This is a genomic window from Mesorhizobium sp. URHB0026 (genome assembly GCF_054059755.1).
Genome location: NZ_JBSSCN010000002.1, coordinates 345446 through 363989 on the forward strand (window position 1 = coordinate 345446; position 18544 = coordinate 363989).

Annotated in this window: 13 protein-coding genes and 2 pseudogenes; 2 read left to right on the forward strand and 13 right to left on the reverse strand. The window is 62.3% G+C overall.

From position 1 onward, the window contains the following. Nucleotides 1-352 precede the first annotated feature (352 nt). Complete coding sequence (locus tag ACVWWD_RS30310; protein ID WP_352597231.1) at nt 353-2533, forward strand: adenylate/guanylate cyclase domain-containing protein; 2181 nt, start codon at nt 353-355, stop codon at nt 2531-2533. Nucleotides 2534-2548: 15 nt separating this feature from the next. Here the strand turns inward: ACVWWD_RS30310 and ACVWWD_RS30315 are convergent. From ACVWWD_RS30315 to ACVWWD_RS30375, 13 genes and pseudogenes are all read right to left on the reverse strand, one after another. Continuing rightward, nucleotides 2549-3051 (reverse strand): annotated as a pseudogene (locus ACVWWD_RS30315) (YHS domain-containing (seleno)protein). Nucleotides 3052-3063: 12 nt separating this feature from the next. Beyond that, nucleotides 3064-3650, reverse strand: a pseudogene (locus ACVWWD_RS30320) (ankyrin repeat domain-containing protein). 580 nt (nt 3651-4230) lie between these two features. After that, a complete protein-coding gene (locus tag ACVWWD_RS30325; RefSeq protein WP_457103690.1) occupies nt 4231-5073 on the reverse strand; it encodes an SMP-30/gluconolactonase/LRE family protein in 843 nt (280 codons plus the stop codon). A 42-nt stretch (nt 5074-5115) separates the two neighbouring features. Then, nucleotides 5116-6084 (reverse strand): ABC transporter permease, encoded by a 969-nt coding sequence (locus tag ACVWWD_RS30330; RefSeq protein ID WP_352551495.1) that lies wholly within the window; start codon nt 6082-6084, stop codon nt 5116-5118. Next, nucleotides 6081-7112 (reverse strand): ABC transporter permease, encoded by a 1032-nt coding sequence (locus ACVWWD_RS30335; RefSeq protein WP_352732993.1) that lies wholly within the window; start codon nt 7110-7112, stop codon nt 6081-6083. Before ACVWWD_RS30335 ends, ACVWWD_RS30330 begins: the two co-directional genes overlap by 4 nt. Nucleotides 7113-7115: 3 nt before the next feature. After that, nucleotides 7116-8618 (reverse strand): sugar ABC transporter ATP-binding protein, encoded by a 1503-nt coding sequence (locus ACVWWD_RS30340; RefSeq protein WP_457103691.1) that lies wholly within the window; start codon nt 8616-8618, stop codon nt 7116-7118. A 68-nt stretch (nt 8619-8686) separates the two neighbouring features. Continuing rightward, a complete protein-coding gene (locus ACVWWD_RS30345) occupies nt 8687-9754 on the reverse strand; it encodes a substrate-binding domain-containing protein (protein WP_352551501.1) in 1068 nt (355 codons plus the stop codon). Between the two features lie 166 nt (nt 9755-9920). Next, complete coding sequence (locus ACVWWD_RS30350) at nt 9921-10985, reverse strand: sugar ABC transporter substrate-binding protein (protein WP_352566557.1); 1065 nt, start codon at nt 10983-10985, stop codon at nt 9921-9923. Nucleotides 10986-11282: 297 nt separating this feature from the next. Further along, nucleotides 11283-12053, reverse strand: coding sequence for a GntR family transcriptional regulator (locus ACVWWD_RS30355; RefSeq protein WP_352551505.1), 771 nt, complete (start codon nt 12051-12053; stop codon nt 11283-11285). Between the two features lie 80 nt (nt 12054-12133). Beyond that, nucleotides 12134-12841, reverse strand: coding sequence for an E3 binding domain-containing protein (locus ACVWWD_RS30360; protein WP_352662099.1), 708 nt, complete (start codon nt 12839-12841; stop codon nt 12134-12136). Continuing rightward, the gene (locus tag ACVWWD_RS30365) at nt 12838-13848 is read right to left on the reverse strand and encodes a C-terminal binding protein (RefSeq protein WP_352551510.1); all 1011 of its coding nucleotides are present in this window, start codon (nt 13846-13848) and stop codon (nt 12838-12840) included. The genes ACVWWD_RS30360 and ACVWWD_RS30365 overlap by 4 nt, the downstream gene beginning before the upstream one ends. A 32-nt stretch (nt 13849-13880) precedes the next feature. Next, entirely contained in the window at nt 13881-16277 is a 2397-nt protein-coding gene (locus tag ACVWWD_RS30370; protein ID WP_352662102.1) for a thiamine pyrophosphate-dependent enzyme, read from the reverse strand. Between the two features lie 132 nt (nt 16278-16409). Then, nucleotides 16410-17630, reverse strand: coding sequence for a mandelate racemase/muconate lactonizing enzyme family protein (locus tag ACVWWD_RS30375; protein ID WP_352551513.1), 1221 nt, complete (start codon nt 17628-17630; stop codon nt 16410-16412). A 117-nt stretch (nt 17631-17747) separates the two neighbouring features. Here ACVWWD_RS30375 and ACVWWD_RS30380 point away from each other — a divergent pair, with 117 nt between their 5' ends. Continuing rightward, a complete protein-coding gene (locus ACVWWD_RS30380; protein WP_352551515.1) occupies nt 17748-18542 on the forward strand; it encodes an SDR family NAD(P)-dependent oxidoreductase in 795 nt (264 codons plus the stop codon). The last annotated feature ends 2 nt before the right edge of the window (nt 18543-18544 follow it).

Here is an 18544-nt window from a genome sequence, read left to right on the forward strand (position 1 = left end):
GTTACGGGTCAAACCCGGACATCATGCCGCCTGACCCGAGCGTCTGCTTTCGGGGAACGACCAATTGACATCAACGGCGGACGGACATTGGGTGCTTCTGGGGCCGGGACCAGTAAGTCCGCTTATGGCCACTTAAGAACGATAGCGGACCTTCAGCCGATGTCGTGACTTGACCCACACCCGCCATGCGGCAACATCCGGTTCGCACAAGGCTAACCCATGTGGGCAATGTCTTCAAAAAAGGCGTGGTTGCATTATCGCAGTCCAGTAAGCCAAGCACGCTCGCATTCGAAACGCCAGTCGAATACGCTCGTCAGCGAAGCTTTGAGCTAGGGAGGCAGGACACCCGCACATGGAGCGAAGGCTTACCGCGATCCTTGCTGCCGACGTGGTTGGCTATAGCCGTCTCATGGGCGAGGACGAGGTAGGCACGCTCGAACGATTGAAGGGTTGCCGTCGCGAGTTGATCAACCCTGCGATCGAGGAATTCCGCGGCCGCATGGTCAAACTCATGGGCGACGGGGCACTGGTAGAATTCGCGAGTGTCGTCGATGCCGTCCAGTGCGCCGCCGCGATTCAGCGCCGGATGGCTGTCCGAGACCAGGGCCCCTCCGACGCCCGCCACATCCAATTTCGCATCGGCGTCAATCTCGGCGACGTTATCGTCGAGGAAAATGACATCTACGGCGATGGCGTGAACATCGCCGCTCGCCTTGAGGCGATGGCCGAGCCAGGCGGGGTCTGCATCTCCGGAACCGCGTTCGATCATGCCGTCCACAAGGTGGACGTCGGCTTTGCCAGTCTTGGCGAGCAGCGCCTCAAGAACATCGCCGATCCGATTCGCGCGTATCGGCTGCTGCTCGATCCCGCAGCCTCGGGCAAGGTCGTGGCCGCGCCACACCGGCCGGGCTCGCGCATCATGGTCCTGGCGAGCGTCGCGGCCTTTGCAATTGCCGTGGTTGCCGGCATTTTTGGCTGGCAGAAGTTGTCGGTGCCATCGCGGCCATCGGTTGCCGTGCTGCCGTTTGCAAACCTCGGTGGCGATCCAGGCCAGGACTATTTCGCTGACGGCATCACCGAAGACTTGATCACCGACCTCACCAAACTTTCCGGTCTGGACGTAATCGCGCGCAACTCGGTGTTCGCCTACAAGGATAAGCCTGCGGCGCTGGCGGACGTTGCGCGCGTCCTTGGGGTCCGCTTTGTCGTCACAGGGAGCGTCCGCCGCACCGGCGAGCAGATCCGCCTCAATGCTCAGCTCATCGACGCGGCAACGGGCGACAATCTATGGGCCAACCGGTTCGACCGTCGCATGGCCGGCGTGTTTGCCGTCCAGGAAGAGATGAGCGGAGAGATCGCCAAGGCGCTCGGCATGCAACCATCGGCAGCGGAAAGCGAGCGCATGGCGCGCGCACCGACGAGCAATCTCGAGGCCTATGATTACTATCTACAAGCCGAGACGGTGTCACGCAGCGTCCTGCAGGCCGGGCTGCGGGACGCGCTTGCGCTCTACGACAAGGCGGAGGAGCTTGACCCCGCCTTTGCCGAAGCCTTCGCGGCCGACGCGCGCACGACCGTCTATATCTGGCGGGAGGCCTTCAACGACATCATCCAGAGCGCGCCAGCACGAAAGAGAGCCTATGAGAAGGCGAGCCGAGCTTTGGAACTCGAACCGGACCTTTCATCGCCCTACGCAATTCTCAGTATCATGCAGGTCGTCAATCGCCGCTACGAAGATGCGATTGCCTCTGCCAAGAAGGCTGTTTCAATCGGTCCGGGCGATGCGGAGGCGCAAGCAGCCCTTGGATATGTTCAGTTATACGCCGGCAATCATGCCGAGGCAGCCAATGCGGTCGAGACGGCACTTAGGCTCGACCCCGACCTCTCCGCCATCAACCGGGAAACTGCTGGGCTGGTTTTTCTTCTCCAAGGGAATGTCGCGAAAGCGATCGAGACTCTCGAACGCACGCGCGCCGATGCGCCCACGGTTGGCAACTTTCGGTTTGCGCTCGCTGCGGCGTATGTTCGCGGCGGCCGTCTACCGGATGCGAAAGCCGCAATCGCCGATGGGCTCCGCCTCGTAGCAGGGTCCAGCTACGTGGACTCTTTGGCTGGGTGGGAGATGACCCATGCACATTTCCGAACCCCGCAGGATCTGGCTGTTCTCGTCAATGCACTGCGCCAAGCAGGACTACCCCAATGGCGCTTCGGCTTTACCCCGGACGAACACAACCAATTGAAGGGTGCTGAGATCGCCTCCCTCGTCATTGGCCACACACTGCAAGGCCAGATCGAACCCGGTCTCCAACCAGCCTTCCTTCAGATCAGGAGCGACGGCAAGGCGGCCTTCCGCTCGACGACGCGGCTGGTGACCGAGACCGTCTACGTCGATGGCGATCTCTTGTGCGAGCAGAGCGAGAACCTGTTCGGACGCGCCGACTGCGGTCCCGTCTACAGACGCAACGACACAGCCGTCAAAGGCTACTCCTATGCCAATACAAGTAAAGTGTTTCACTTCATAGTCGTTCAGTAGACGCACACGTGCGTCTCAAGGATAGTGATCGAGTTCCAAATTGGCCGCGACCTTGGGCCAGTTGGCATCGGCTTTCGGGATATACTCAGCTGCATGCGCAGCGAAATCATCCGCATTGCCGACGTCGTAGATCAGGTAGAGCTTGCCATCGATAATCTTGAATGCCTCAGGATCGACATTGACCGTGACCCCTCCCCTACGACCTCGCCAGCGCAGTAGCCGCCGTATTGAGGAGCGTACTTGACCGGGTCGCTCATGAACATTTCCTGATGTTTCTTGCTGGCGAAATGCCATGGCGTTCCCAACCAGTTGTAGGAGATGTTCTCAGAGCCCTTCACCGCCTTGCCGTCCGTGAAATAGGCGACCGTGTCGTAGCCCATGATCGCCACACCGCCGAAATAGCCGGTGTTTACCGAACCGTCGGCCCAGGCCGATCCCGTGCCGGCGACCGCAGCTGCCGCGACCAGGGCAGCCGCCCCCAAATTCCGAACCAGCCATGACTTGATCATCGTGCTCATCTGCATCCTCCGTTAATCGTGGATCTCCGCGCACTTCGCCGCGTTCGCCTCGCCAAGGATTTTGGCTTGGCAGGTAGCGCCATGGCGTTTGAACAGTCGTAAGATATCGGTGTTGCCCTTCCAGAATGCGCGTGTTGTCGGCATGTAGCCATGCCCCTCGGGATGGTTCACATCGGCACCCTTCGCAATAAGGAATTCGGCTAGTTCAACGTGGTTTTCCTCGCCGGCCACCAGCAATGGCGTAGCGCCCGCCTTGTTGGCGGCATCGTCGAGCACCGCGCCTTTTTCCAGCAGAAGCTTGGCTATCGACAGGCTGCCCGAGAAGGCTGCCGCGTGAAGTGGGTGCCGCCAGAGTTTCGCGCCATGACGTCGGCACCCTTGCCCAGGAGGAATTGCGCGATTTCCGGCTGGTTGTCGAGCGCCGCAGCGATGAGGAGGGTTGCCTGATCGCGTGCCCGGCTGTCGACGTCGGCACCGCCTGCCAGTGCTTGCTCCACTGCGCCCTTGTCGCCAGCGGCGACGGACTCGAACAATCGCTCACCTGCGGCTGCCGTTGTAGCCGCCAATACCAGCATACCAAGTGCCAGCAGTGCGCGCATTGTGCAAAGTATCATATTAGCTTGGGTTCGTACAAGCTGTCCTGGGCTCATCGGGTGGATCCCGGCGGACGGCGCGGCCGGACGTAGCGAACGCGGCCCAGGGCGGGAAAGGCGTTAGGGCTACTGGGTTCGTTAGTAGGGACACAGGTCCAGTTTTGACTTTTGAAGAGCGTCGATTACCGATGCGCCGAGCGGCCTCGCGCGTAACCGCCTGTTGCTCCGTTGGGATAGCCGGTAAGCGCAAACTGGCCGTTCGCGGGGATGTCCGCTTTTCGGATGCGACTATGGTTTGCTGAACGACCGAAAGAGGCGCAAAGCTGCCGTTCACGTCGTGGTAGACGTAAGGGCTTCCAGTCAGGAGTTGCCCTATGGCCGGTGGGCGTTTCATGTTGATGTTGTGGCTAATTAAACGGCTCACCATGCTAGCCCCACGACTGCCAATGAGGCGCGGCTCACGGATGGTAACAGATTGCTAACGAGCGGCTAGTTCCCGGGGCGTCGTCTCGCCATGGAAACGACACGCGCTGTTTGGTAGCCATTGGTCATATGGGCGGCTTAAGCCCTGTTCGCAAGAATATGCTTAACCCTTAAACGCCGGCAATATCAGGCCTTTGACGCCAACGTCGAGCGCAAACAGCCCCCCTTGATTCTCCTGCCCGACAAAGTGGCTGGCTGGACGCCTGAGCACAGCTGATGTGACATAGAGGATATCGAGATCCTTGCCGCCGAACTCGCAGCAGGTTGGCAGGTCGGTCGGTAGCACCACGGTCTGCATCAGCCTGCCCTTGGGATCGTAGCGGCAGACCTTGCCGGTCACCGGAATAGTCACCCAGTAGCAGCCCTCGGCATCGACTGTCGCGCCGTCGGCCAAACCGCCGGTTACCGTCATGTCGATGAAGGTGCGGCGATTCTCAATGTCGCCGGTGGCGGGGTCGAAGTCATATGCCCACACGGCACCGGCATGGCTGTCGGAGAAGTACATGGTTTTCGAATCCGGGCTCCAAGCCAGGCCGTTGGAGCAGCCGATGCCGTCGATCATCTTGTGCACCGAAAGGTCTGGATCGAGCCGGTAAAGCGAACCGATGAATTCGATCGGCTGGCCCGGCACTTCGAACATCGAACCAGACCAGAAGCGGCCCTGGCGGTCGGGCTTGCCGTCGTTGAAGCGGGTTTTTGGCATATGCGCTTCCGGGTCGACGATCGCCTCGAACTTGCCGGTTGCCGGGTCGAAGAAATGGAAGCCGTTTGTCATGGTCAGCACCAGTCCGCCCTTCTCGCGCAGGCCAAGGCAACCGAGATATTCCGGCGTCTTGAACACATCGTCCCTGCCGGTCGACGGATCGTAGCGATGGATCAGCTTGTTCCAGATGTCGATCCACCACAGAACGCCGGCCTTGGAGTCCCAAAAGCGTGCCTTCGCCAAGTTCGGCCCCGGCATCTACGACACAAGTGATTTCGACCATGGTCAGCTCTCTTTTCTGCGCAACTTACCGCCAAGCCCAGCGAAGGTTTCGCTGCCGATGGACACGGTGAGCAGGATCACCGCGCCGTAGACGATGAGCAGCGCCCCGCTTGACAGATTCAGCGCCGGCAGCAGCCCGGTGAGGATGGTGAGCACCATGGCGCCGGCGACTGTGCCAAGATAGTGGCCGCTGCCGCCGAGGATCGAGGCACCACCGATGGCGACCGCCGCTATCGAGGTGAACAGATAGGCGTCACCCATGCCCAGATAGGCTTGGCCGGAATAGCCGGTAAGCAGCATGCCGGCGAAAGCGGCGGTGAGGCCCGAGATGACATAGGTCAGGATAGTGGTGCGCGCCGTTGGCACGCCGGAGAATTCAGCCACCGTGGCGCTGGTGCCGAGCGCATAGAGATGGCGGCCGAATGCCGCCTTGGTGAGCAGCAGCGTCGCCACGAGGGTCAGCGCAAGCCAGATCAGCGCGATCACCGGGAAGGCGCCGATGCGCCCGACCGACAGGAACTGGATCAACGCCGGCGCCGACGGTGTCGGCGAGCCGCCGGTCAGCACCAGGATAAGGCCTTGCAGGATGACATTGGTGGCTAGCGTCATGATGATGGGCGGCACGCCGAATTGGGCAACGCCGAAGCCGTTGACCAATCCGACGAAGGCTCCGCCTGCAAGCAGAAGCGGCATTACCCAGACCAATGGCAGGTCCTGGCCGCCGCACAGCAGCGCCATGACGATTGCCGCCGAATTGAGCACCCATGGCACCGACAAATCGATGCCGCCGCCGATGATGACGAAAGTCTGGCCGAGCGCGACGATACCGACGAAGGCCGCCAGCACGACAGTCGAACGCATGTTGGAGACAGACAAGAAGCCCGGCGAGAACAGCGCCGTGACCAGGAGCAGCACGACCATGCCGGCATAAGCGAGCGCGACGAGGCGGTTGCGGGCAAGGAAGGCGCTCATTGGACGCGACCCCTTGCGGCCTTTTCGGCGACGGAACTCGCCAGTACCGAGAGCAGCAGGATGACGCCCGAAGCGACCGGCTGCCAGTAGCTCGACACGTGCAGGACGAAGACGAGGTTGCCGATCAGGGTCAGCACGAAGGCGCCGATCAGCGTGCCGGCGAGATGGCCCCGACCGCCGAACAGGCTGACGCCTCCGATCACTGCCGCCGCCACCGAAGGGAGGATGTAATCCTTGCCGATGGTCGGCGAGCCGGCACCTGTTTGCGTCACCAGGAACAGCGCTGCCCCGGCTGCGAACAGGCCGGACAGGCCATAGGTGATGAGGTTGACGCGGGTGATCGACACGCCGGACAGAAAGGCCGACTTTTCGTTGGAGCCGGTCGCCTGGATGGCAATACCGACCCGGGTCGCGCGGAACCACCACCAGAACAGCAGCAACGCTAGCAGCATCAAGACAGGGCTGGTCAGGCCGAAGAACTGCGCGGAGGCGAAGCCAACCCACCAGCTGGGAATGCTGCCGCCATCGGTCGGCAAGATGATCATGGCGATCCCGTTGAGGATCGACCAGGTGGCGAGCGTGACGAGGAAGGGTTGCAGTTTGAGCAGCGAGATGAGTAAGCCGTTGAGCGCGCCGATCAGGAAGCCAAGCGCGAGGATGACCAGCGTCCAAAGCGCTGTGGTCGACGGATCATCGGTGAAGCGCGTTGCCGCGATCACCGTGCCGAGGCTGATCATGCCGCCGATCGACAGATCGATGCCGCCGCGCACCAGCACGATGGTTTGCCCCGTCGCTGCCAGCATCAGCGTCAGCGCCGCGGCCGTATCAAGGTTCAGTTCGTCCAGCGAAAAGACACCGGATTGCAGGCTGCCATAGATGGCGACGATCGAGGCCAGCATCAGGCAAGCGACCAGAAACGGCGCGCGGTCGAGCACCCGGCCGCGCCAATCGATGCGTGGCGAAGCGGATTTGATTTCGGCAGTCCTTTGCGCCGTCTCCACAGTTTGCTCCGCGATCGCCATCACCATGCCTTAAGCCGCCTCACTTTCAAGCATGGCGGCGCGCAAAATACCCGCCTCCGAAATGCGGTCGCCTTCGAGCGTCGCGGCAATGCTGCCATTGCGCATCACCAGCACGCGGTCGGCAACGTGGACGAGCTCCGGCATGTCGCTGGAATGAAACAGGATCGCATAGCCCTTGGCCGCCAGGTCGCGCATCAGTTGGAAGATCTCACCCTTGGTGCCGACGTCAACGCCGCGCGTCGGATCGTAGAGCAGCAGCACACGCGCCTGCGTCAGCAGCATCTTGCCGAAGATGACCTTCTGCTGGTTGCCGCCCGACAGCGTGCCGGCAAGCTGCTCTGACGTGCCGGCCTTGATGTGCAGGAAGTCGACCATTTCCTTAACCAGGGCAGCCTCCTTTTGCCGGCTCAGCAAGCCGTGTTCGGTGAAGCGCTTGATCACGGAAAGCGTCAAATTCTCGCGCACGCTCTTGGTAAGAAGCAGGCCCTGTCCGCGCCGGTCCTCCGGCACCAGCGCGATGCCATCCTTGCCGATCAGCGCTTGGCGAGGATTGCCGATCGAGGTGGACTTGCCCCAGAGTTCGATGGTGCCGTTGGCCTTGCTGGCGCCAAACAGCGCCTGAAACAATTCGCGCTGGCCGTGGCCCTGCAGGCCGCCGACGCCCAGCACCTCGCCCTCGCGCAAGGCAAAATCGACGCCGGAGAGCCGGCTGCCGCTCGAGAATGCCTTGACCCTGAGCGCGACGCGATCGGTCGCGGTGGCAATGCGCTCGGGGTAGAGCCGATCGAGGTGCCGGCCGATCATCTGGGTGACGATCTCGTTGTCGGACACCGCTTTGGCCTCGTGCACGGCGATGGTACTGCCGTTGCGGAAGATGGTCAGCCGGTCGGCGATGGCGCGCACCTCGGCCATGCGGTGTGAGATGAAGATGACCAGCCTGCCTTCGGCGGCCAGCTGCCGGGTTAGCTTGAGCAGCCATTCGGCTTCGCGCGCCGGCAGCGCCGAGGTCGCCTCGTCGAGAATCAGGATGCGCGGGTCCTTGGCCAGCCCCTTGGCGATCTCCACGATCTGGCGCTCGGCCAGTGTCAGCCGTCGCAATTCCTGGTCGGGGCGGAGGCTCGGAAAATTGTATCTGTCGAGCAGCGCCAGCGTTTTGCGACGCATCTCGCCGCGATTGATGGTGCGCAGCAGCGTCCTTGGCTCGTGGCGGAACCAGATGTTCTGCTCGACGCTGAGATCGGGGATCAGCGACAGTTCCTGGAAGACAGCGGCGATGCCGCGCGCCTGAGCTGCATCTGGATTGGCGGGGCGATAATCCTGACCGTCGACCAGGATCGAGCCGCCATCATGCCGGACCGCGCCCGACAGGATCTGGATGAAGGTGCTTTTGCCCGCACCGTTCTCGCCGAGCAACGCGTGCACTTCGCCGGCTCGGGCACTGAATGTCGCTTCGCTCAGCGCAACGATGCCGCCATAGCGTTTGGACAAGCCTTTGACGGTGACGAGGTCCATGGATGCGCCTTCGAAAAGCTCTCCCGGCATCCTGCGATGCCGGGAGACAGGGTCGTGGTGACAGGATGTTACTTGCTGCCTGCGGCTTCCGCAGCCGTGATCTCGACCCAGTCAGGCGTAATCGGCAGCGTCAGGCCGGGCGCCTGATCGGGGAAGGCATTTTCGCCAACCGCGATCTTGATCATCTTGGTGCCTGGATAGAGCTTGGACTCGAAGGGATCGGTGGTGACGAAGTCACCCTTGACCGAGACGGAGCGCTCCGCCGGTTTCTTGCCGGTGTCGAGAATGTCGACCGCCAGCTTGATCGCTTCCGACGAGAGATAGGCCGGGTTGGAGCCGAGGATGCACTTGGCGCCTTGCGTCTGCGCACAGGTGAGAGCAGCTACGTTGTATGAGAAGCCGACGACCGGGACGATCGGCCGGCCGGCATCCTTCAACGCCTGGATGGCGCCGGAACCATAGCCCTGTGTCATGACGCCATCGATCTTCGGATTGGCGGCAAGCAGTGCCGCGACGCCCGACTGTTCCGGTCCGAGCGCGTAATTGCCGTTGTAGTAGCCTACGACCTTGATGTCAGGATATTTGGCCAGCACCTTCTCATAGCCTTGCTGCAACTGTGCGGAGATCGGCGCGCCGGCAAGGCCGCGGTCGAGGATGATATTGCCCTTGCCGCCAAGCTGGGTGGCCATCCACTCGGCCATGACGGAGGGAATACGGTCCCAATCGGACGCGACGGCAAACGCGCAGGGCTCGGTCACCACCTGGTCGAAGCTGATAACGACGATGCCGGCATCGCAGGCCTTCTTGATGGTCGGGTTGAGCGCCGAATCCGAACCGGCGTCGACGAGGATGGCGTCCGGCTTCTGGCGGATGATGTTGTTCAGCGAATTGATCTGCGCCTGAACGGTGTTCTCGACGTTTTCGATCTTGAGGTCGACTCGACCCTTCAACGGCCCCTTGTTGACCGAAACGGTGGCGACGCGTTCCATCTGCTGGCGCCAGTCATTGCCGACGAAATTGTTCGAGAGATAGATGGTGTAGGGCTTCTTGTCCTCGGCGTGGCTCGGCGCCGTGCCCACGCCGATTGCGGACATGGCAAGAGCTGCCAATCCGCCGCAAACTGTCTTCAGTTTCATGATCTCTCCTCCTTCGTGTTTCCTGCATCAGCCGGTGACGGACTTCGCCATCTTGGTGGGTGCTGCACGCAAATTGATACCGGTACCAATGCGCCTTGTCAATTTAAGCCAAGACGCATTGGAGGAGCTTCGAGGCGATCCATTCGCCGCCGATTGCAAACGTCGCTCATTTCGAGCCAGCGGCCTCGGCAGGGGTAATTTCAACCCAATCAGGGCTGACCGGAAGAAACAGACCGGGAGCCATGTCCGGAAAGGCGTTCTTGCCGACTTCGATCTTCTGCATGGTCGCATCGGGATACAATTCCGACGGGACCGGATCGGTAGTGAGGAAGGCGTTGCGCAGCAGGATCTTCTTCTCGGCCGGTTTCTTGCCGTCGAGTATCTCGACCGCAAGCTTCAAGGCCTCGGCCGACAGATAGGCAGGGTTGGGTGCAAGGATGCATTGCGCGCCCTGGGTTTGGGCACAAGTCGTGGTCGTCAGATTGAAGGGACTGCCGGTGATGGGGACGATCGGACGACCGGCATCCTGCAGCGCCTTGATTGCTCCGGCGCCGTAACCCTGGACGAAGATCGCGTCGACTTGCGGGTGGGCCGCCAGCAGGCTGGCGACGCCGGCCTGTTCCGGCCCCAGCGCATAGTCGCCGTTGAAATAGCCGACCACTTCAATGCCGGGATATTTCTTGATGACTTCCTCGAACCCACCCTGCAGCTGGGCGGAGATCGGAGCGCCGGCAAGTCCGCGGTCGACGAGGATCTTGCCCTTGCCTCCGAGTTTCTTGACCAGCCACTCGGCCTCGACGCGAGGCGCCCGACCCCAGTCGGACTCCATCGTATAAGCGCAAGGGGCGCTCACGATCTGATCGAAGGCGATCACCACGATGCCAGCCTTGCAGGCCTTCTCAATCGTCGGGTTGAGGGCTTCGCCGGAGCCCGCATCGATCACGATGGCGTCGGGCTTGTTGCGAATGATGTTGTTGAGGGAATTGATCTGCGCCTGGACCGTGGTTTCGACCACTTCGACCTTGAGGTCGACCCGGCCGGCAAGCGGCGGTTTCTTCACCGCGATGTCGGCGCTGCGCAGCATCTGCTGGCGCCAGTCGTTGCCGACGAAATTGTTCGAGAGATAAATGGTGTAGGGCTTCTTATCCTGTGCATTGGCCGGCACGGTATCGACCGACAGCAACGTCGTCGCGATCACCGCAAGGCCGGCGAAAAATACGCCTGCTTTCATGATTTCCTCCTCCCGTGTTTGTTGTCGGCCGCGCGAACGCCGCCGCCTATCGAGTGCTTCGAGGCACAGCCCCTTATGAACAGACTTTGTCGTTGTGCATGCAGTTACCCCAGAACCGCTGCGCATCTTGGGTGACATGCAGCAGGCAAATGCTCAGCGTCGGAAGTGGCTTTGCATCCACGTTCGATCGTGGTCCTCCGCGCAGCCTTCATCCTAGCTATGATGCTATTATAATTTTATAAGGCTGTCCATGACCGAGACCAGGAAATCGGCGCGCGCAAATGCCGCCGATCTGGTTCAGGCCAGGTCGTTCGGCGCGTCGTAGCTAATGCTGAAGAGATCGGCCGGATGACGGGCAATGGTGAACTCGATGCTCTGCTGGTCAGCCGATTGGTAGAGCATCTCCACACTCAGGACCGCACTGCCAAGGGCTATGCGGAGGTCCTCGGCGATGGCCTCATCGGCGATCTCGGCGCGGACCGTGACATGCGCGACGTCCAGCCGCAGGCCGAGATGCCGTTGCACCGAACGAAAGATCAACACGTCGGTAAAATCGTCCCGCTTCAGCTTCGCTCCGACAGAAGACGGGAAATAGCTGGTGATCTGAGCCTTCTTCTGTTCACCCACTGACAGGATGCCGCGCAAGCAGTAGCCGGCCTCGTCCTTGCCCATGCCAAAATGTCGTTGGAGCACGGGGGAAGCCTCCTTGCGATAGGATTTCACCGTCAGCTGCGCGTCCTTGGTGAAGGCCGCCATGTCTGCGAAATTCTTGAATTTCCAGCTCAGATTGACCGACGGATTGCGTGCCGTGACCACCGCCGGTTTCGCCGACCGCTTCCTGATCAGCCCGTCGGCCTCAAGATCGCGCAGTGCCTGGCGCACAGTGATCAGGCTGACACCAAAATGCTCGGCGATGGTCGCCTCCTTCGGCAGCTCGCCACCGACGGGGAAGGCGCCGTTGCCGATCGGCTCGCGCAGGATGTCGGCGAGTTGGCGATAGAGCGGCCCGTTCGAGCGGCCGAGTGTGCGCCGGGGAAGACTATCGATGGTGGGAACTGAGTGATCCATGAGCCTCGTCGCGTGCCTCGAAGCTTTTATAATAGCTTCCGTGCCCCGAGGCTAGGCAATGCCGCCGACGATCGACAGCGTCAGACGAAGAGCCGGAGCGGGTGTTCGATCGCCGATTTCAGGGTCGCGAACCACGCAACAGCTGCCGTTTCGTCTACGCTTGCCGCATCTATCGTCAGCAGGCATTCGGCATGATCGCCTGCCGTGTTGATTGAGATTGTCAGGCGCATTGCACGGCCCGGCAACAGCGGCATCGCCAGCGGCCGGATGTCGCTTGCCGGCAGCAGCTGCAACGACAATACGGCCGGCTTGTCCGCGTCGTCACGGTTGTCAGTCAAGACTGCACGCCGCACTGCGCGCAGCGATGTCAGGGGCATCTCCGGGACTGTCGCAAACACCGCTTGCCGACCGGCCAGTTCCAGCGCCATTGCGCTGCCCTTGGCGGCATCCGAGACTTCGGCGAATGCACGACCCACAGCGCGCAACAGGATTTCGTCGAAGTCGAGCGATTTCCCCAAGACTTCAATGGCGCCCAGCAGGTCTTTCAGCGCGCCCAGCGTGATCGACGCGGCGAAGGCGGCGATGCGAGGCGCAGCGATTGTTGGCGCCGCAGCAGGTGGGATGTCATGGGTGGAAATTGCAACGAAGCTCAGTACGTCAGCGGCCAGGATGCGGCCACCCGGACCGCTGCCGCGAAGAGTTGACAGAGGCAGATCACGCTCGCGCGCCAAACGTCGCGCATAGGGCGAAACGGCTAGCCGCTGCGTCTGTGCCACCGTCATGTTCATTTCAGATACTCGGCATTGACACAGTTGTTCAGCCGCCCCTCGGCGAGATAGGCGTGCACGACCTCGATCGATTTCAGCCTGAGGTCGCGCATCGACGCCGGGCTGTAGAAGGCAGCGTGCGGGGTGACGATCAGCCGGTTGGCGATCCAAGGTTCGCGGCGCCGCCATGCCGCCAGCAGCGGATGGTCGAGATCGCCGGGTTCATTCGGCAGTACGTCAAGTCCGGCGCCGGCGACCCTGTCCTTACGCATCGCCGCTTCCAGCGCGTCGAGATCGACGATCGGGCCGCGCGCGGTGTTGATCAGGACAAGGCCAGGCTTGGCGGCGGCAAAGGCGGCTGCGCCGAGCACTTTGCGGGTTTCCTCGCTCAGCGGCGTGTGAACACTCACCACATCCGCGCGCGCCATCAGCTCGGCCAGCGAATTGACCCGCTCGTAGCCGGTCGACAGGTCGACGCCGGACAGAAGATGCGGGTCATGGAACACCACCTTCATATCGAAGGCGGCGGCGCGACGCGCCGTGGCCAACCCGATGCGGCCGAGCCCGACAATGCCGAAGGTGGCGCCCTTGTGCCGGCGCACCAGCGGCGCCTTGGAGAAATGCCAGCCTTCGGGGCCATTGCCGGAAAGTTCTGTGCCATAAGCCGACGTGCCACGTGTCAGCGCTAGCATCAGGCCGATGGCATGATCGGCGACTTCGGTCGTGCCATAGTCCGGCACGTTACACGCCGGAATCTTGCGCGCGCCCCAGCCCGCCGTGTCGATGTTGTCGAAGCCAACGCCTGAACGCACGGCGATCCGCGCCCTGGGAAAGGCGGTTGGAGCTGCGGCGACAATATGGGTCGGCGAATAGTTGATGACGGCATCGACCGACCCGCAGATGGTCGGATCCAGTGTCGCGGCCTTCTCGTTGGTCGAGCGAGCGAGGATGAATTCAATGTCGGGATAATGCTCGCGCTCGAGTTCGGCCTCGTCGGCGGCTTGCCAGTTGGCGCACAGGATCTTCATGCTTGCTCTTCGAATCTAAGATGGAACGATGACTATTTCTTGATGCCGCCGATACGGCCGCCCATCGGCACCACGGCGCCGACCGGCTGATCGATCGCGCTTAGCGTGCCGCTGATCGGCGCCTCGATCTCGACCACAGCCTTGTCGGTTTCGATCTCGGCGATCAGTTCGCCTTCCCTCACCGCGTCGCCAATCACCTTCAGCCATTTGATGACCATGCCTTCGCTGACGGTGAGATCGCCGAACGGCATCGTCACCGGCTCGTCGTCGCCGGCAGCGGGAGTGGCCGTCGCGGGTGCGGCGGGTTGCGGCTTGGCCGGAGCAGATGCGGGATTGGCCGGCGCAGGACTTTTCAGGCCGACTGTATACCAGTGATCGGGAACCGGCGGTTTGCCTGATATAACGTCGCGCACGCCGTGGGCGATGTGGGCCGTGTCGACCAGCATCGCGCGTTCCAGCACCGGCGCGAAGGGATGCGATGTCGGCGCGGTGTGCAGCCTTCCGGGTGGGGCGTCGAGCTCGTCGAAGGCGAGCTCGTTAATGGCTTGCGCGATCTCGCCGCCGAGGCCGCACATCGCCCAAGCCTCGTCGACGATGAGCAGGCGGTGGGTTTTCCTGACACTGGCGACGATAGTGTCGATATCGAGCGGCATGATGGTGCGCGGATCGATGACCTCGGCTTCGATCCCTTCGCTTGCCAATGCCTCCGACGCTTCGAGCGTACGTTGCACCATCTGCCCGGCCGCAACGATGGTGATGTCGGTACCGCTCCTGGCGATGCGCGCGACGCCAAACGGGACATAGTGTTCGTCGACCGGCACTTCGCCCTTGGAGGCGAACAGCGCCTTGGGTTCAAGCATGATGACGGGATCGCCGGCTCTCAGCGCCGTCTTCATCAACCCCTTGGCGTCGGCCGGGGTCGAGGGCACGCAGACGATGAGGCCGGGCATGTGGGCGAACACCGGATGATAGATGCCGCTGTGATGCGGGCCCGAGCTGCGCAGCGCACCGGCGCCAACGCGCACGACCATCGGCGCGCTCATCAAACCGCTGGTCATGTAACGCAGCTTTGCCGCTTGCAGGAAAATCTGCCCGGCAGTCTCGAAGGCGAAGTCGGCGAACATCAGGTCCGAGACGGTGCGCGCGCCAGTGGCCGAGGCGCCGACGGCCGCGGCGGTAAAACCCTGTTCGGAAATCGGTGTGTCGACCATCCGCTCGGCGCCGAATTCGTGCCACAGGTTCCTGGTGTGAGCGAAACTGCCGCCGCGCTCGCCGGTACCCTCGCCGAAATAGAGGATCGCCGGATTGGCACGCATCTCCTCGGCGATACCGTCGCGCACCGCCTCCAGCCAGCCTTGCGTGCGCGTCTCTCCGACGGCGCGTGGTTGCAAGGCGGCAGGAGGATTGATCGGATCGGCAAAGACGTGCAGCCGGACCGTTGCCGGATCGGGTTCGGGCGAGTTGCGGGCGAAGGTCAGCGCTTCCTCGACCACCTTCTCGATCCGCGTTTCGATGGCGGCGAGTGCTTCCGCATCAGCGATGCCATAGTCCTCGACCAGCTTCTTGCGGAACAGGTCGATCGGATCGCGCTTGATCCAGGCGTCGAGTTCCTCCTGCGTCCGGTACGTGCCGATGACCGGATCGCCCTCATGGTGACCGACGGTGCGATAGGTCTTGGCCTCGATCAATGTCGGACCCTTGCCGGAACGGGCACGCTCGGTGGCTTCCTTCATGGCCAGCCAGACGGCGAAGACGTCGTTGCCGTCGACGGCAACGCCGGGCATGCCATAGGAGGAAGCCTTAGTGGCGATCTCGGGATTGAGCGTGATGGATTTCAGCGGCGTGGCGGTGGCGTAGAGATTGTTCTCGCAGATGAAGACTGCCGGCGCGCGCTGCACGGCGGCAAAGTTAAGCGCCTCGTGGAAACCGCCATGATTGGCGGCGCCATCGCCGAAGAAGGCGACGCCGATGTCGTCACGGCCCTGCTGGCGGGCACTCATACCGATGCCGACGGCATGGCCGATGCCCGCGGCGACGATGCCATTGGTGCCAAACAGGCCCACCGAACGGTCATAGAGATGCATGGTGCCGCCACGGCCGCCGCAAATGCCGTCGACCTTGCCGAACAATTCTGCCATGACGCGGCCGGGGTTGGCACCCTTGGCGAGTGCGTGGCCGTGTCCGCGATGGGTGGAGGTGACCCAGTCGGTCGGGCGCAAATGCGCGCAGACGCCGACGCCTGTCGCCTCCTCACCGATATAAAGATGCAGGAAACCCGGCGTCTCGCCCTTGCGGCAAGCAATCTGGGCGATGCTTTCGAAGCGGCGCAACAGAACCATGCGTTCGAACAGGTCGAGCAGGATTTTCCGATCGGGCAGATTTGGTGCACCCTTGAAATCCTCGCGCGCGCGCGCTGCAGAAATTGCCACCAAAGCCTCCGTGAATCCGTCTGGTGCCGGGCAACATCGCGCCGGCGACGAGCTTGTTGACCGCTCGCTTCGTCCGATCATAGATTATAATAGCATAATGTCTACCGACCCCGAACTGAGCCGACATGGCGGCTAGATTTTGGTAATGCGCACCGTGGCGTCGGGCCGCTGGAATAGCTCCGGCCGCAGGCTGAGACCAAGCCCTGGCCCTTCGAGCGGTGCGACATGGCCGTTTTTGACCGGCGGAATGTCGGCAACGATCTCGGTGTACCAGCCGGCGAAATAGGCGCGCACCGCTTCCTGGTAATTGACGTTCGGCAAGGTGGCAGAAAGCGCGCAGCTAGCGGCATAGACGATCGGCCCAGTACAGTCGTGCAAGGTGACTGGCAGCTCGCTGGCCTCGGCCATGTTGGCGATCTTGCGCGCCTCCGAGAGTCCGCCGCACCAGGCGAGGTCGATCATGATCACCGAGGCCGCGCGCTTGTCGATCAGCTGCTTGAACATCTGCCGCGAGGCCAGCCGCTCGCTGGCGGCGATCGGTATCGAGGTGTGGCGGACAAGCTCGGCCATGGCGTCAAGCTCATTGTAGCGGATCGGCTCTTCCAGCCAGGCGACATCGTAAGGCTTCAATGCCTCGGCAATGCGCAGCACCGGCGGCAACGTCCACAGCCCATGCAGCTCGACCATGATTTCCATGTCGCGGCCGACGGCGTCGCGGATCTTCTGAAACGGCTCCAGCGCCTTGTCGAGGTCGGCAAGCGAAATGCGTGTGCCATTCGACGCCTCGGCGGCGATGTCGAACGGCCATATCTTCATCGCGCCGATGCCTTCCGATTTCAGGCTCCTGGCAAGGTCGCACGCATTATATCGCCAGGCCAGCAGGTCCTCATAAGGGCCTTCGTTAGAATCACCAGTCTTCAGCGACCAGTCCTCGCCACGCTCGAACAGCGCGTTCTTCTTTGTGGCGCGGACATGCTTGTAGCCGGCGCAGGTGTTGTAGATCGGCACGCTCTTATGGGTGCGCCCGCCGAGAAGCCGCCAGACCGGCTCACCGAGCGCCTGGCCATAGATGTCCCAGAGTGCGATGTTGACGGCGGAATTGCCGCGCACCTCGGCGCCGGAATCGCGCGCGCCGACATAGACACTGCCCAGCGTGCGGTCATGCAACTCGATGTCGCGCGGATCCTTGCCCAGGAGATAGGACGCGACATTGTCGTGGATGTAGGAGGCGACCGGCCCCGGCGCCCAGAAGGTCTCGCCGGTGCCGATGATGCCGGCATCGGTGTGGACGCGCAGCCAGAACAGGAAAGGGAATTCCGCCAGCTGCAGCGTTTCGAGCGCGATAACTCTCATGGTTTCCTCCCCATTACAGCGGACCGTGCAGTCGACGGGACAATAGCACATCGCTGTTGACAGCCATTTATGGTACCGGTATCAAACGGTCAAGATGGTCGCCGGGAGGGTGCTCGTTTGCCCGCAGAAAATCAAACTACGACGCCAAAGAGAACACTGGTCACCGGCGCTGCGGGTGGCCTCGGGCGTGAGGTGGCGATCCAGTTGGCCCGGCGTGGCTGTAGCGTAGCGGTTACCGACATCAATGGCGATGGACTTGCCAAGACTATCAGGCAGATCAGCGAAGCCGGCGCGGAAAGCGAAAGCATCGTCAGCGATTTCACCGGGGAAGGCGCGCCGGAGGCGGCGGTGGAAAAGGTGGTCGCGCGCTGGGGCGGCATCGACGTCCTCGTCAACAATGCCGGCTACGGCGTCATCGAGCCGTTTCTCGATGCGAGCTATAAGGCCTGGACGCGCACGCTGGCGCTCAACGTCACCGCACTTGCCATGGCCTGCAAGGCGGCGGGCCGGGTGATGCGCGAGCAGCGTTCGGGGCGCATCATCAACATCACCTCGCCCGGATCGCGCATGGCGTTGCCCGACTACACCGCCTATACGGCGAGCAAGGCGGGCGTCGATTCCATCACCCGTGCAGCTGCCGTGGCGCTGGCGCCTTATGGCGTGCTCGTCAATAGCCTGGCGCCAGGCATGATGGACACCGAAATGCAGCGCTCGACCGAGGTCGATCTTGCCCGCGCCAATGGCCGCAACGATCTGCAGGCCTTTCTCGACGAGCGCACACGACGGATCCCGATTGGCCGGCGAGCCGAGATTTCCGAGGTCGCAGAGGCCGTCGTCTGGCTCTGCCTCGATTCGCCCAAATACATGACCGCTGAGCGGCTCAACATGTCGGGCGGGCTCGACAAGGACTGATC

What these genes read in the sequence shown, in the direction of transcription:
- ACVWWD_RS30310 (WP_352597231.1), top strand. Translation starts at nt 353, where the DNA reads ATGGAGCGAAGGCTTACCGCGATCCTTGCTGCCGACGTGGTTGGCTAT.
- ACVWWD_RS30330 (WP_352551495.1), bottom strand. Translation starts at nt 6,084, where the DNA reads ATGAGCGCCTTCCTTGCCCGCAACCGCCTCGTCGCGCTCGCTTATGCC.
- ACVWWD_RS30335 (WP_352732993.1), bottom strand. Translation starts at nt 7,112, where the DNA reads ATGGTGATGGCGATCGCGGAGCAAACTGTGGAGACGGCGCAAAGGACT.
- ACVWWD_RS30340 (WP_457103691.1), bottom strand. Translation starts at nt 8,618, where the DNA reads ATGGACCTCGTCACCGTCAAAGGCTTGTCCAAACGCTATGGCGGCATC.
- ACVWWD_RS30345 (WP_352551501.1), bottom strand. Translation starts at nt 9,754, where the DNA reads ATGAAACTGAAGACAGTTTGCGGCGGATTGGCAGCTCTTGCCATGTCC.
- ACVWWD_RS30350 (WP_352566557.1), bottom strand. Translation starts at nt 10,985, where the DNA reads ATGAAAGCAGGCGTATTTTTCGCCGGCCTTGCGGTGATCGCGACGACG.
- ACVWWD_RS30355 (WP_352551505.1), bottom strand. Translation starts at nt 12,053, where the DNA reads ATGGATCACTCAGTTCCCACCATCGATAGTCTTCCCCGGCGCACACTC.
- ACVWWD_RS30360 (WP_352662099.1), bottom strand. Translation starts at nt 12,841, where the DNA reads ATGAACATGACGGTGGCACAGACGCAGCGGCTAGCCGTTTCGCCCTAT.
- ACVWWD_RS30365 (WP_352551510.1), bottom strand. Translation starts at nt 13,848, where the DNA reads ATGAAGATCCTGTGCGCCAACTGGCAAGCCGCCGACGAGGCCGAACTC.
- ACVWWD_RS30375 (WP_352551513.1), bottom strand. Translation starts at nt 17,630, where the DNA reads ATGAGAGTTATCGCGCTCGAAACGCTGCAGCTGGCGGAATTCCCTTTC.